This window comes from Pseudoalteromonas sp. DY56-GL22 (genome assembly GCF_041414715.1).
GTDB lineage: Bacteria > Pseudomonadota > Gammaproteobacteria > Enterobacterales > Alteromonadaceae > Pseudoalteromonas > Pseudoalteromonas simplex.
In genome coordinates, this window is record NZ_JANHZR010000002.1 from 118,156 (window position 1) to 131,378 (window position 13,223).

14 protein-coding genes are annotated in these 13,223 nt (G+C 41.8%); 12 read left to right on the forward strand and 2 right to left on the reverse strand.

The features are described from left to right. Positions 1 to 32: 32 nt before the first annotated feature. From NO991_RS04555 to adk, 10 genes are all read left to right on the forward strand, one after another. Complete coding sequence (locus NO991_RS04555) at positions 33 to 521, forward strand: hypothetical protein (RefSeq protein ID WP_235376807.1); 489 nt, start codon at positions 33 to 35, stop codon at positions 519 to 521. Between the two features lie 54 nt (positions 522 to 575). Then, entirely contained in the window at positions 576 to 1,439 is an 864-nt protein-coding gene (locus tag NO991_RS04560) for a DUF692 domain-containing protein (protein ID WP_138616016.1), read from the forward strand. Further along, positions 1,432 to 2,190 carry a DUF2063 domain-containing protein gene (locus NO991_RS04565; RefSeq protein WP_300542595.1) on the forward strand — a complete coding sequence of 253 codons (759 nt, stop codon included), beginning with the start codon at positions 1,432 to 1,434 and terminating at the stop codon, positions 2,188 to 2,190. The genes NO991_RS04560 and NO991_RS04565 overlap by 8 nt, the downstream gene beginning before the upstream one ends. Positions 2,191 to 2,275: 85 nt before the next feature. Beyond that, positions 2,276 to 2,398 carry a hypothetical protein gene (locus NO991_RS04570; RefSeq protein ID WP_254907726.1) on the forward strand — a complete coding sequence of 41 codons (123 nt, stop codon included), beginning with the start codon at positions 2,276 to 2,278 and terminating at the stop codon, positions 2,396 to 2,398. A 161-nt stretch (positions 2,399 to 2,559) separates the two neighbouring features. Next, on the forward strand, positions 2,560 to 3,105 hold the full coding sequence (gene apt, locus NO991_RS04575) for an adenine phosphoribosyltransferase (protein ID WP_054551549.1): 546 nt from the start codon (positions 2,560 to 2,562) through the stop codon (positions 3,103 to 3,105). 3 nt (positions 3,106 to 3,108) lie between these two features. Next, positions 3,109 to 5,544 (forward strand): DNA polymerase III subunit gamma/tau, encoded by a 2,436-nt coding sequence (dnaX, locus tag NO991_RS04580; RefSeq protein ID WP_300358754.1) that lies wholly within the window; start codon positions 3,109 to 3,111, stop codon positions 5,542 to 5,544. A gap of 59 nt (positions 5,545 to 5,603) precedes the next feature. After that, on the forward strand, positions 5,604 to 5,930 hold the full coding sequence (locus NO991_RS04585; RefSeq protein ID WP_054551547.1) for a YbaB/EbfC family nucleoid-associated protein: 327 nt from the start codon (positions 5,604 to 5,606) through the stop codon (positions 5,928 to 5,930). A gap of 10 nt (positions 5,931 to 5,940) precedes the next feature. Next, positions 5,941 to 6,549: a recombination mediator RecR gene (recR, locus tag NO991_RS04590; RefSeq protein WP_054551546.1), complete on the forward strand. Its 609-nt coding sequence runs from the start codon at positions 5,941 to 5,943 to the stop codon at positions 6,547 to 6,549. 160 nt (positions 6,550 to 6,709) lie between these two features. Continuing rightward, on the forward strand, positions 6,710 to 8,623 hold the full coding sequence (htpG, locus tag NO991_RS04595) for a molecular chaperone HtpG (protein WP_138600431.1): 1,914 nt from the start codon (positions 6,710 to 6,712) through the stop codon (positions 8,621 to 8,623). 179 nt (positions 8,624 to 8,802) lie between these two features. Next, the gene (gene adk / locus NO991_RS04600; RefSeq protein ID WP_036967590.1) at positions 8,803 to 9,447 is read left to right on the forward strand and encodes an adenylate kinase; all 645 of its coding nucleotides are present in this window, start codon (positions 8,803 to 8,805) and stop codon (positions 9,445 to 9,447) included. 78 nt (positions 9,448 to 9,525) lie between these two features. Here the strand turns inward: adk and tpx are convergent, their stop codons facing one another. After that, a complete protein-coding gene (gene tpx / locus NO991_RS04605; RefSeq protein ID WP_371351715.1) occupies positions 9,526 to 10,107 on the reverse strand; it encodes a thiol peroxidase in 582 nt (193 codons plus the stop codon). Positions 10,108 to 10,312: 205 nt separating this feature from the next. Between tpx and NO991_RS04610 the strand changes: the two genes are divergently transcribed. Continuing rightward, the gene (locus NO991_RS04610; protein WP_054551543.1) at positions 10,313 to 11,317 is read left to right on the forward strand and encodes a response regulator; all 1,005 of its coding nucleotides are present in this window, start codon (positions 10,313 to 10,315) and stop codon (positions 11,315 to 11,317) included. Between the two features lie 3 nt (positions 11,318 to 11,320). Next, the gene (locus NO991_RS04615; protein WP_054551542.1) at positions 11,321 to 12,283 is read left to right on the forward strand and encodes a diguanylate cyclase; all 963 of its coding nucleotides are present in this window, start codon (positions 11,321 to 11,323) and stop codon (positions 12,281 to 12,283) included. Between the two features lie 56 nt (positions 12,284 to 12,339). On the opposite strand, the gene NO991_RS04620 is transcribed toward NO991_RS04615, so the two are convergent. Then, positions 12,340 to 13,221, reverse strand: coding sequence for a universal stress protein (locus NO991_RS04620; RefSeq protein ID WP_300358767.1), 882 nt, complete (start codon positions 13,219 to 13,221; stop codon positions 12,340 to 12,342). Positions 13,222 to 13,223: the final 2 nt, after the last annotated feature.

The window sequence follows — 13,223 nt, forward strand, 5'->3', positions numbered from 1 at the left end:
TAATAACCCTTTATAAAAAAGAGAGTCATCGAATGAACACAGTTAAGAAAAATTCAATTGCATTAACATTAGGTGCGGTTGTAGTAGGTGCGTCAAGTTTTGTAGCAACTGATGCAAGTGCAAACCCATTTGAATTTCAGCAAATGCAAGCGGGCTATCAACTAGATGCCGCAGAAGGTAAATGCGGTGAAGGTAAATGTGGCGGCGATAAAAAAGCTGAAAAAGAAGGCAAGTGCGGTGAAGGTAAGTGCGGCGGCGACAAAAAAGCAGCCAAAGAAGGTAAGTGCGGCGAAGGTAAATGCGGCGCAGATAAAAAAGCAGCCAAAGAAGGCAAGTGCGGCGAAGGTAAATGCGGCGGCGATAAAAAAGCAGCCAAAGAAGGTAAGTGTGGCGAAGGTAAATGCGGCGCAGACAAAAAAGCAGCCAAAGAAGGTAAGTGCGGCGAAGGTAAATGTGGCGCAGACAAAAAGAAAGCTAAAGAAGGTAAGTGTGGCGAAGGTAAATGTGGTTCTAATCACTAAGCGCTCATTTAGCTTTTAAAAGGGCCGTAAAGGCCCTTTTTAGTAGGAGGTAGTATGTTAAATGAATCAGTAGCTGATTTTGGGTTGATTGGCTTAGGTTTGCGCCGAGAAATGCTTGATGAAATGCTCATTGATGTTCCTAAACCTATTGAGTTTTTAGAAGTTGCACCTGAAAACTGGCTAAAGCTTGGGGGGCGTTTTGGTAAACAATTTAAACAGCTTACCGAACAACATGCCTTTGTTTGCCATGGTTTATCGTTATCGATTGGCTCACCAGCAGCGCTTGATATTGAATTTGTGCAATCGCTTAAAACCTTTTTTAAAGAGCATAATATTCGTTTATTCAGCGAGCACTTAAGTTACTGCTCGGGCGAAGGACATATGTACGATTTAATGCCTATACCATTTACTGAAGATGCTATTAAGCATGTTGCTTCTCGTATTAGGCAAGTACAAGATATTTTAGAACAGCCAATTGCTATTGAAAACGTGTCTTACTATGGCGCCCCTGGGCAACAAATGACAGAACTTGAATTTACTAATGCTGTTTTAGAAGAAGCTGATTGTAAACTGCTGCTCGACGTGAATAATATTTACGTTAATTCGATTAATCATGGTTATAACGCTGAGCAATTCCTAGCTGAATTACCAACAAAACGGATTGCCTATGGACATGTTGCGGGCCATTACACTGAGGCTGAAGATCTACTGGTTGATACCCATGGTGCGCCAGTTATCGATCCTGTTTGGCAATTGCTTGAAAAAGCTTATGAAGTTCATGGCGTATTTCCCACTTTATTAGAGCGTGATTTTAATATTCCGCCGATGAGTGAGTTGTTAACCGAGCTAAAAACCATTGAAGCACTGCAGCAAACAGCGAGCAAGCAAAACCAAGCAAGGGTGAAACACAGTGCCTGAACATTTTACTCAAGTACAGCAAGCGTTTATGGCGCATATCCGCGACCCTCAACAACACGCTAAGCCTAGTGATATTGAAGAGCGCCGGATGGCGATTTACCGCGATTTATTTTTTAATAATGTGGATGGGTTTGTAAGCTCTGCGTATCCAGTACTAAAAAGTTTATATTCAGAGCAAGCTTGGCACAGACTCGTTAGGCAGTTTTTTAGCCAGCATGATTGTAAATCACCTTATTTTTTAGATATTGCAGGGGAGTTTTTGGCTTTTCTTGCTAATGACTATGAAATACAAAGCGATGATCCCGCGTTTATGTTAGAGCTAGCGCACTATGAATGGGTTGAGCTTGATGTATCGGTTGCTCAAGAGGTGGCAGAAGAAGTCAGTTTATCGGCTCATCAAGTGACAAGCTCTGCATTATTCTTAAGTTCACTTGCCCGTAATTTGTGTTACAGTTTTCCTGTTCATACCATCAGTGCAGATAATCAACCAAGTGAACCGGCAGCACAACCCAGTTACTTTGTGGTTTATCGTGATAGCGATGACGAAGTACAATTTTTATCGACAAATGCGATGACCGCATTACTTCTTAATATTATTGAATCTCAGCCGGGTGCAGATTTAAATGATGTATGCCAAGCAGTTGCAGAGCATGCGCCTGAATTTAGCCAAGAGCAGCTGTATCAGGGAGCGCTCAATACCTTAAGTGCAATGGCAGAACGCGGCATTGTGGTTTCTAATACCTTGGTTTAAAAATCAGCTAAAAGTCTTTATTGATGTATTTAGTTCGACTATTATGAGCGCCTTATTTTGTCGTGCTTAAATAAAGGTAGTAATTATGTCGAATGATAAAGACTTTAAAGATCCGTTCAATGCAACTTATTTCATTGCGTTTTTAGCTGTATTCGGTGGCATTGGCTGTCTAAACGCTATTCTTGGTTGGATCACTTCTTTATCTTAATCTGCGTAAGCAAATTAAAGACAATAGGCTGCATTATGCAGCCTTTTTTATAGCTGATATTTCTTGTTAAGTGATTAATTTCGAAACTTGCTACCGACTTTCTACTAAGGTGATGTTATACTCTCGAGCTTTGTTAGATAAACTTTTTGAGCAGTATAATTATGACTCAAGCAACTTCAACGCTCATCAAACAGAGCATTGCAACGATCGCTGATTACCCAAAGCCGGGCATTATGTTCCGCGACGTAACTACTTTAATGGCTAATGCTGACGCATTTAAAGCAACCATCGACAGCTTTATTGCAGCATATAAAGACCAAGGTTTTACAAAAATCATCGGTACTGAATCTCGTGGTTTTATCTTCGGTGCACCACTTTCTTACGCACTAGGTATTCCATTCATTCCTGTTCGTAAACCAGGCAAACTTCCTCGCGAAGTGATTTCACAAAGTTATCAATTAGAGTATGGTGAAGATATTCTTGAGCTTCATACAGACGCAATTGTCCCTGGCGATAAAGTGTTACTAGTAGATGACTTACTGGCTACAGGTGGCACAATCGAAGCAACGGCAAAATTAGTTGCTAAACTTGGCGGTAACGCAACTGATGCGGCATTTGTTGTTTCTTTACCTGAGCTGGGTGGTGAGCAACGAGTTGCTGATATGGGCATCAAAATCTTAAAGTTGGTTGAATTCGAAGGCGAATAATTAATGAGTTATCAGGTTCTAGCAAGGAAATGGCGACCACAAACCTTTCACGAGTTAGTGGGGCAGTCTCATGTTAAACAAGCATTAGTTAATGCATTAACACAAAATAGACTCCATCACGCTTATCTCTTTACTGGAACCCGTGGGGTGGGTAAAACAACCATTGCACGTATATTCGCAAAAAGTCTCAACTGCGATAAGGGTATCTCTGCTGAGCCATGCGGCCAATGTTCAAGTTGTACTGATATTGAAGCAGGCCGTTATATTGATTTATTAGAAATCGATGCGGCATCACGTACCAAAGTAGAAGATACCCGCGAAATCCTTGATAACGTTCAATACGCACCAACACGTGGTCGTTACAAGGTATACCTAATCGATGAAGTTCACATGCTGTCAAAGCACAGTTTCAATGCATTACTAAAAACATTGGAAGAGCCGCCAGAGCATGTGAAGTTTTTATTAGCGACAACCGATCCGCAGAAACTGCCAGTGACGATTTTATCGCGTTGCTTACAGTTTAATTTAAATGCTTTGTCGCAATCAGAAATTCATGATCAGCTTGCCCATGTTCTTAATCAAGAGCAGCTAAGTTTTGATGATAAATCATTGTCTATTTTAGCTAAGGCAGCCGATGGTAGTATGCGTGATGCACTGAGTCTTACAGACCAAGCAATTGCGCAAACCAATGGCAATATTAATCATCAGGCTGTGCAAACTATGCTTGGCTTGATGGATACTCAATATAGCCAAACCATGTTAGCAGCGTTACTGTGCCAAGATGGCGATGCATTACTTCAAGAAGTAAAAGCGGTCGTTAGCCGAAACCCTAACTTTGTAGCCTTGCTCGACGATTTAATTGCCCTGACGCATCTTATTCAGCTTGTGCAACTTGTGCCTAGTGCAGCGGCACTTGATGATACTAACCGAGATTTTGTTGAGCAGGTGGCACAAACCACTGATGCACAGCAGATGCAGGTTTACTACCAATTGCTATTAAATGGTAAAAAAGATTTGCAATGGGCACCCGATGCTAAACTTGGCTTTGAAATGATCATGTTGCGACTGCTTGCATTCCAACCTACGCAATTTGCACAAAGCCAAACACCAACGAATACCCAGCAACAGGTTAAGCCAAGTGGTGCCGGTGCACTGCGTGATATTTTGAAAAAATCTACGGCGCGACGTGAGCAAGCTGCTTCAGAGCAAGCACCAGTTGCACATAGCTCTGCACAGACAACTGCTGTTCCTTCAGAGCCTCAGCCAACACAAGCTGAGCCTATTCAAGCAGCCAAGGCAGAAACGGCACATAGCCATGAGCCTGCCCAGCAAGTTGAAGCAACAGCAGTAGAGCAGCCTGATGCTGGTCAACAGCCTCAGCAATCTGTTGAAACTGCAATGGTTGCTGAAGTTCAACCTGCGCCACAACAGCAAGAGCCAAGCCACTCAGAGCAAGTGCCAGCAGCTGAGTACTCATCACCAGAGTATTCTTCGCAAGATTATATGGATGATGATGCCGAAATGGATTCATCACTTGCAGCGCAATACGATGATGTGATGAATAGCGCCTATGATCAGGGCTTTACTGCCAATGAAGCATCTGCGCCTCAGCAACAGCAAACAGCACCAGCACAATTACAACAGCAGCAAAGTCAGGCGCAGTCGGCCATTGCTCGTATTTTACAAGATCGCAATATTTCAGGTGCTGGGCGTTTAAGTGGTGCAGCAACGCAAACTCATGCTAAAGCAGAACCACAGCCTGAAGCTAAGCCCAAAGCAGAGCCGCCAGCGCAACAAAGCACAGCCGCGACCAACATTCAGCCTCAGCAGCAAGCAATGGCTGCTGAAGTAAAAAAGCCCATCCCCCAGCAAACGGGGGAGAGCAGTAGTAAAGTAAAAAAAGTCGACTTTCGAGAAAAGCATCAAACAATCACCGAAAACTTAGCGCCAGAGTTACTTGAGCAGATCAATCCACAAAAAGCGCCAGAGCCAGTAGTTGAAGAAGCCAGTATTCCGATACCTGATGATTTTGAAAGCCCGATCAGCAGTATTAAATTTGCACACGAACAAGACGAATGGGCGTATTTAATAAAACGCATGGGACTGGGTGGTCGCATGCGCCAATTTGCGCTGCATTCAATCTTTACCAAGCAGAATAATCAGCTGCACATTGAAGTTGATTCATCACAGCGCCATTTAGATAGTGCTGTGCTTAGACAAAAGCTCAATGCTGCATTAAGTGAAATTTACGGCCATAATGTAGAGCTTAGTATCGAGTTTGCTGATGGCGTAATTGATTCACCGTATTTGATTCAACAAAAAATTGATGCGGGACGTCATCAACAAGCGATTGATGTAATAAATAGTGATGAAAATATAGTGCAATTTCAGCAGTTATTTAGCGCTATAATCGATGAAAACAGTATTCAGGCATTGTAATTAGTTACAATAGCCCTTATCTTCATGCCAATTAAAGTAGTTTAGAAAGAGAGACAGTTATGTTTAAAGGTGGAATGGGTAACATGATGAAGCAAGCGCAGCAAATGCAAGAGCGCATGCAAAAAGCCCAAGAAGAAATCGCAAACCTTGAAGTTGTAGGTGAAGCAGGTGCAGGCCTAGTTAAAGTAACTATGCTTGGTAACCACAATGTTCGTCGTGTTGAATTAGATGACAGCCTAATGGAAGACGACAAAGACATGATCGAAGATTTATTAGCGGCAGCGTGTAACGATGCTGTACGTCGTGTTGCTGAAGAAACACAAGAGCGCATGAGCAAAGTAACTGGCGGTATGCAATTACCACCAGGTATGAAAATGCCATTCTAAGTGATTTTGTATGCAACTATCTCCTAGTTTAACACAGCTAATTGAAGCGCTACGATGCCAGCCGGGCATAGGCCCTAAGTCGGCACAGCGCATTGCTTTTCATTTACTTGAGCGTGACCGTCAGGGTGGTAAACAGCTTGGCCATGCATTAACCAAGGCAATGGATGAAGTAGGGCATTGTCAATCTTGTCGTACTTTTACAGAGCAAGCTGTATGCGATATTTGTTCAAGTGTTAAACGCCAAGATAGTGGTTTATTGTGTGTGGTCGAATCACCAACCGATGTACTCGCGATTGAGCAAACAGGTCAATACCAAGGTCTTTACTTTGTTTTAATGGGTCACTTGTCGCCAATTGATGGCATAGGACCAAAAGAAATTGGCCTTGATATTCTTGAAAGTAAGTTGCAACAAGGCGGCATTAATGAGGTGATCCTCGCGACCAATCCAAGTGTTGAAGGTGAAACCACAGCCCACTACATTGCTGAGCTTTGTCATAAGTATCAGGTAGGTGCATCTCGAATTGCTCACGGTGTCCCTGTTGGTGGTGAGCTCGACTTACTTGATGGTATGACATTGATGCATGCATTTAGCGGACGACGCGCCGTAAACCAAAACTAATACCTAATATGGTGTCAAAAGCCTGCTTTAAGCAGGCTTTTTTGTATATAGCCCCCAATTTAGCCGTAAATTTAATTTTTTGCCTTGAAGTTCAAAAAGCCTGCCCCATATAAAGAGTCATAGTGCAGATTAGACACTTTGTTAATTGGAGATTTACACAATGACTGCAGCACAAAAAGAAACATTAGGCTTTCAAACAGAAGTCAAACAACTATTAAACCTGATGATTCACTCTCTTTACTCTAATAAAGAGATTTTCCTACGTGAGCTTGTATCAAACGCGTCAGATGCGGCAGATAAATTACGTTTCCTTGCGCTTTCTAATGGCGATTTATACGAAAACGATGCGGAACTAAAAGTACGTATCAGTGCCGATAAAGAAGCAAACACGGTCACCATTACTGATAATGGTATTGGTATGAGCCGTGAAGATGTGATCAATTCACTAGGTACAATTGCAAAATCAGGCACCGCAGAATTTTTCCAAAACCTAACTGGTGACCAAAGCAAAGATTCACAATTGATTGGTCAATTTGGTGTTGGTTTTTACTCAGCGTTTATCGTTGCTGACAAAGTAACAGTGCGTACGCGTAAAGCAGGTGAAAGCCAAGGTATTGAATGGCAATCTGCAGGCGAAGGTGAGTACACATTACAAGAGATTGATAAACCATCACGTGGTACTGAAATCATTCTTCACCTTCGTGAAGACGAAACAGAATTTGCTGATGAGTTCCGTTTACGTAGCATCGTAACTAAATATTCAGACCATATTTCTATTCCAGTTGAGATGTATAAAGCAGAGGTACCTGAATCTGAAGGTCCTGACGGCGAGAAAATTCCAGCACAGCCAGGCGAGTGGGAAGGTATTAACCGCGCGACAGCACTATGGACCCGTGACAAGTCAGAAGTAACAGACGAAGAGTACAAAGAGTTTTATAAGCATATCGGTCACGATTGGGAAGAGCCACTAAGCTGGGCACATAACAAGGTTGAAGGTAAAACTGAGTACACTAGCTTGTTATACATCCCGAAAAAAGCACCTTTCGATTTATGGAACCGTGAGCGTCAATCAGGTTTAAAACTGTATGTACAACGCGTTTTCATCATGGATGACGCTGAGCAGTTCATGCCAAGCTACTTACGTTTTGTGAAAGGTTTACTTGATTCAAACGACTTACCACTAAACGTGTCGCGTGAAATCTTACAAGACAACAAAGTAACACAAGCAATCCGTAAAGGGTGTACGTCGCGCGTACTTAAGATGCTTGAGCGTATGGCGAAAAACCGCGAAGAAGATTACCAAACGTTCTGGAACGAGTTTGGTCAGGTGTTAAAAGAAGGCCCAGCTGAAGATGCGGCTAACAAAGAAGCCATTGCTAAGCTACTGCGTTTTGCTTCTACACACACTGATGAAAGCACACAAAATGTATCGCTTGAGCAATATATTGAGCGTATGAAGCCAGAGCAAGACAAGATCTACTATGTAGTTGCTGATTCATTCGCTGCAGCGAAGAACTCACCACACTTAGAGATCTTCCGTAAGAAGGGCATCGAAGTATTGCTATTAAGCGACCGTGTTGATGAGTGGATGATGAGCTACTTAACAGAGTTCAACGAAAAATCATTCCAGTCAATTACTCGTGGTGACTTAGATTTAGGCAACATGGATGACGAAGAAACTAAAAAAGCGCAAGAAGAGTCAGAAAAAGAAGTTGCAGGCCTAGTTGAGCGCATTAAAACTGCACTAGGTGATAACGTTAAAGACGTACGCTTTACGCACCGTCTAACTGACTCTCCTGCATGTGTTGTTGCAGATGAGCACGATATGAGCTCGCAAATGCAAAAGTTAATGGAATCAGTTGGTCAAACAGTGCCTGAGCAAAAGCCAATTTTTGAGCTTAACCCAGAGCATCAGCTTGTTAAACACTTAAATGTTGAACAAGATGAAGACAAGTTTGCCCAGTGGTCACAAGTGCTTCTAGATCAAGCATTACTGGCTGAGCGCGGTACGTTAAAAGACCCTGCAGGCTTTGTAACTCGTTTGAACAAACTTATGCTAGATTTAAGCAAATAAGCGTTTTAGCGCAATGAGTTTGGAAAGGGAGCAAGGCTCCCTTTTTTATTGCCGCTAATATAGGCAATTGGTATAAGTTACTTGAGGTATAGCCTTAGTTGTGGAAGAATTCAGGCTCTAAAAACAAAACTCCACTGATCGACCATTTTTAAGATTAGTATCACACAGAGGACAATGATATGCGCATTATTCTTTTGGGCGCGCCGGGTGCAGGTAAAGGTACTCAAGCTCAGTTTTTGATGGACAAATACGGTATTCCACAAATTTCTACGGGCGATATGCTGCGTGCAGCAATCAAAGAAGGTACACCACTTGGTCTTGAAGCTAAAAAAGTAATGGATGCAGGTCAATTAGTATCTGACGAAATTATTATCGGTCTAGTTAAAGAGCGCATTGCTAAACCTGATTGCGAAAAAGGTTTCTTACTAGACGGTTTCCCTCGTACTATTCCTCAAGCAGATGCAATGAAAGAGAATGGCGTGGTAGTTGATCACGTTATCGAATTTGACGTTGCTGACGAAATCATCGTTGAGCGTATGGGCGGCCGTCGCGTACACCCTGGCTCTGGTCGTGTTTATCACGTTGTTTATAATCCACCTAAAGTTGATGGTAAAGATGACATCACAGGTGAAGACCTAATCATTCGTGATGACGACACTGAAGAAACAGTTCGTAAGCGTTTAGGTATTTACCACGACCAAACTAAACCATTAGTTGATTACTACCAAGCAGAAGCAAAAGCGGGTAACACTCAGTACCACAAGTTAGACGGTACTCAAGCTGTTGAAGCTGTTAGCCAACAACTTGGTGAGCTTTTAGGTTAATAGCCTAATTGCTGATATGAAAAAACCGCCTTGGGCGGTTTTTTTGTGTTTGTATCACTGCAAGTTAAAATTGCGCTTTTACAGTTTCTTTAATGCCGCAATAGCACTGTCGTAATCAGGCTCTTTTGAAAGGTTATCGACAAGCTGCTTGTAAACGATGTTATGGTCTTTATCGAGCACAAATACGGCACGGGTTAACAAGCCCATATCTTTGATAATCAAACCGTAGTTCTTACCAAAGTCACGCCATACAGAGTCAGATAAGGTCACTACTTTGTCTATATTCTCGGCTTTACAAAAACGCTTCTGTGCGAACGGTAAATCTGCGCTTAAGGTCAGCATCGCCACACTTGGGTATTCTGAAGCTACTTTTTCATTGAAGTGTTTGGTTTGAATACTACATACACCTGTGTCTAAACTTGGCACAACGCTTAAAAGCACTGCTTGGCCTCGATAGTTGTCTAGTGTGACGGGGGTAAAGTTGCCATCTACTACTTTAAAATTAGGTGCTTGTTGGCCAACTTCAACACCTTGCCCTAGTAAAGTAACCGGTTTAGACTGGGCTGAAACCTTACCTGCGTCTAAACTATTTTCTGATAAATCACCTGCATAAGTAAACGTGCACACAGCGCCTAATGCAAACATTAGCGGACGTAACATAATAAAATTCCTTTAAATTAACGCATTTAACTTCAGTGTATTATACTCATGAAGTGGCTCCAAGGATTAGTACAATTTAAAATTGTAAATAACCATTAGTTTGATTAACATGTGCCTGTGACCCTATTTTTTACATATAAAAATAAGAATAAAGTTACTAGTTAATGTTTTTGCTAGTTAGAAAGTGTGGATTTAGAGAGAATATATGTCAACATCGGTATTAGTTTGTGATGATTCAAAGTTAGCACGTCGACAATTAGCACGCTCTTTACCCGATGATTGGGATATAAAAATTGAGTTTGCTGAAAATGGTGTTCACTGTATTGAGCAAATCAAAAAAATTCAGCCGGAAATTTTATTTCTCGATTTAAACATGCCTGAAATGGATGGTTACGAAGTACTGCAAGCCATTCAAGAACAAGACCTTCATGTTCTCACTGTTGTTGTATCTGGAGACATCCAACCTAATGCTCATCGACGTGTGCTTGAGTTAGGCGCAATCGACTTTATTCAAAAACCTTGTTCCGCCGAGAAACTAGCGAGTATTATTGAACATCATGGTATTAAAGATAAAGCCATGCGTGAGCGTCTTGCTAATAAGCTAGGTGAGCAAGTTGATCCCGATGTGCGTGATATCTACCAAGAACTCACCAATGTCGCAATGGGGCAAGCTGGAGACTTATTAGCGCGTCTTCTTAATGTATTCGTAAAGCTTCCTATTCCTAATGTAAATGTTTTAGAAGTCAATGAACTAGATATGGCTTTGCGCTCGATTGATGCCAATGCCGCAACCTCAGGTGTATGTCAGGGTTTTATTGGCGGCGGTGTTTCTGGCGAAGCACTATTGCTGTTAAATGATTCAAGTTTTAAAGAAATCGCCTCGTTAATGAATTATGAGGGTGAGCTCAACGATAAAGTTGAATTAGAGCTATTAATGGATGTGAGTAACATATTAATAGGGGCTATTCTGACAGGACTGTCGCACCAATTAGATATGCGTTTTAGCCAAGGTCATCCTGTGGTGCTGGGACAACACTGTGATGTATCTGATTTAGTAAAGGCGAATAAATCTCGCTGGCAACGAACGCTGGCGATTGAGATCAGCTATGGCATCGAAAATCACAATATTAACTGTGATTTGATGTTGCTGTTCACCGAGGACTCATTAAAAACCCTTAAGTACAAAGTAGCTTATTTATTAGAAGACTAAACTATGCCTGCAGCCGATTTTAATATGAATGAACTCCATTGGTTAATGGATATGTTTAATACCGTTGATGTAGGCCTAGTGGTGCTCGATAGAGACTACAAAGTATGCATCTGGAATGGGTTTATGGAAAACCATTCTGGCCTATTGCCAAGCGCGGTGAAAGATAAAGACCTGTTTGATTTGTTTCCATCAATCGATGAAAAGTGGTTTCGCAGCAAATCTGAGTCTGTGTTCATTTTAAATAATCGCTCATTTACTATTTGGGAGCAGCAGCCATATATTTTCCGTTTTAAGAATTACCGCCCAATTACCGGTAAAGCGGATCATATGTATCAAAATGCCACTTTTATTCCACTGACGACGACCACAGGTGAAGTATCGCATATCTGTATCATTATCTATGATGTAACCGATGAAGCGGTGAATAAAAAAGAGCTAGAAGAAGCGAATAGCAAGCTTGAACAAATGAGCCGTACCGATGCACTTACTAAGCTTACTAACCGTGGTTATTGGGAAGAAAAGCTACGCAAAGAATACATGCGCATAGTGCGCAGTGGCGGGTGCAGCACCTTGTTAATGTTTGATATTGATCACTTTAAAAAGGTCAATGATGAACATGGCCATCGCGGCGGTGATGAGGCGCTGCGTCATATTGCAGACTTACTGCGTAAAACTCTGCGTGAAACAGACTTAGCAGGTCGCTATGGCGGTGAAGAGTTTGCGGTAACCTTGCTTGATACTGATCATGAAGGTGCACATATATTTGCTGAGCGATTAAGAACACTCATTGAGAACTCATCAATTTACTTTGATGGCAAACAAATTCAACTGACGGTCAGTATTGGCTTTGCCTGCTTCGACGAGAAGTTTGATCGCTACGAAAAGTGGGTTGAAGCCGCCGATAAAGCCTTATATCACTCAAAAGAAAACGGCCGTAACAAGGTCACAGCTTACACAGATTTATAAACAAACAAGGGGCAATTAAGCCCCTTTTTCATAGTAACTCTATTCAGTTAAGCAAATTAAACCCCAAGTGGCGGTAAAACAAGAATATCTGTTTTAAGTAGCTTCATGACTTTTTCGGCGGTATTACCAATTAAATGACCTTTAATACCTGTATTACCCACCGAACCCATAATCACTAAGTCAGCATTTAATTTAGCTGCAACACTTGGGATCACTTGCTCAACCACACCGGCTTTGATTTTAAGCTTGTCTTTTAAGTCGTGCGCTTCGATTAAGGTTCGCTGTGCTACGGGTAGCTTTTCAAAGGCTTTAATCACTTGCTCATCTGAAAATACAATGCCTAAATCACGTAAAAACGGTGATACATGTACGGTATAACAGGCATAAAACTCGCTGTCGTAGTCTTTTGCATAGGCTAAGCCTGCTTTGATAATTGCTTCGTTTAAACAGTATTTAGTCGCCTTCTCACTGCCTAAATCAAGGGCTGCTAGCACATTGGTATTGTTACGCCATTTGTTATCGGCGGCCAAATAAAGTGGCAGCGGGCTAAAGCGAATAAGCTGCCAGTCTAGCTCTGTAAATTGCGTTTCTTCGTCGATGTGGCGAGTTTTAATCACCATTTCATAATCTGACGTATCAAGCTCATTGGCTAGCCATTGTACTGGGCTTTCATGCCACAGGGTTTGCAAAGTATAGCTATCATCATCTAAATACTCGCTGATAAGTGGACCAAGTGCTGCACGGACTTTAGCAAGCTCTTTGTCTTGAATAGTGAGCGCTTCATCAGGTGGAATAGAGAATAAAATGTTATTGGTGTCTTCGTAGCTAAAAGCAACAATATCAATATGCTTCATGCCTTTGGCTTTTTGTCTTGCATGTAATATAGATGTTTTAGCATCGGCCGTTGAGTCGATGATCACCAATATCTTTTTATTCATTT

What these genes read in the sequence shown, in the direction of transcription:
- apt (WP_054551549.1), top strand. Translation starts at nt 2,560, where the DNA reads ATGACTCAAGCAACTTCAACGCTCATCAAACAGAGCATTGCAACGATC.
- NO991_RS04610 (WP_054551543.1), top strand. Translation starts at nt 10,313, where the DNA reads ATGTCAACATCGGTATTAGTTTGTGATGATTCAAAGTTAGCACGTCGA.
- NO991_RS04570 (WP_254907726.1), top strand. Translation starts at nt 2,276, where the DNA reads ATGTCGAATGATAAAGACTTTAAAGATCCGTTCAATGCAACTTATTTC.
- tpx (WP_371351715.1), bottom strand. Translation starts at nt 10,107, where the DNA reads ATGTTACGTCCGCTAATGTTTGCATTAGGCGCTGTGTGCACGTTTACT.
- NO991_RS04585 (WP_054551547.1), top strand. Translation starts at nt 5,604, where the DNA reads ATGTTTAAAGGTGGAATGGGTAACATGATGAAGCAAGCGCAGCAAATG.
- dnaX (WP_300358754.1), top strand. Translation starts at nt 3,109, where the DNA reads ATGAGTTATCAGGTTCTAGCAAGGAAATGGCGACCACAAACCTTTCAC.
- NO991_RS04620 (WP_300358767.1), bottom strand. Translation starts at nt 13,221, where the DNA reads ATGAATAAAAAGATATTGGTGATCATCGACTCAACGGCCGATGCTAAA.
- recR (WP_054551546.1), top strand. Translation starts at nt 5,941, where the DNA reads ATGCAACTATCTCCTAGTTTAACACAGCTAATTGAAGCGCTACGATGC.
- NO991_RS04615 (WP_054551542.1), top strand. Translation starts at nt 11,321, where the DNA reads ATGCCTGCAGCCGATTTTAATATGAATGAACTCCATTGGTTAATGGAT.
- adk (WP_036967590.1), top strand. Translation starts at nt 8,803, where the DNA reads ATGCGCATTATTCTTTTGGGCGCGCCGGGTGCAGGTAAAGGTACTCAA.
- htpG (WP_138600431.1), top strand. Translation starts at nt 6,710, where the DNA reads ATGACTGCAGCACAAAAAGAAACATTAGGCTTTCAAACAGAAGTCAAA.
- NO991_RS04555 (WP_235376807.1), top strand. Translation starts at nt 33, where the DNA reads ATGAACACAGTTAAGAAAAATTCAATTGCATTAACATTAGGTGCGGTT.
- NO991_RS04560 (WP_138616016.1), top strand. Translation starts at nt 576, where the DNA reads ATGTTAAATGAATCAGTAGCTGATTTTGGGTTGATTGGCTTAGGTTTG.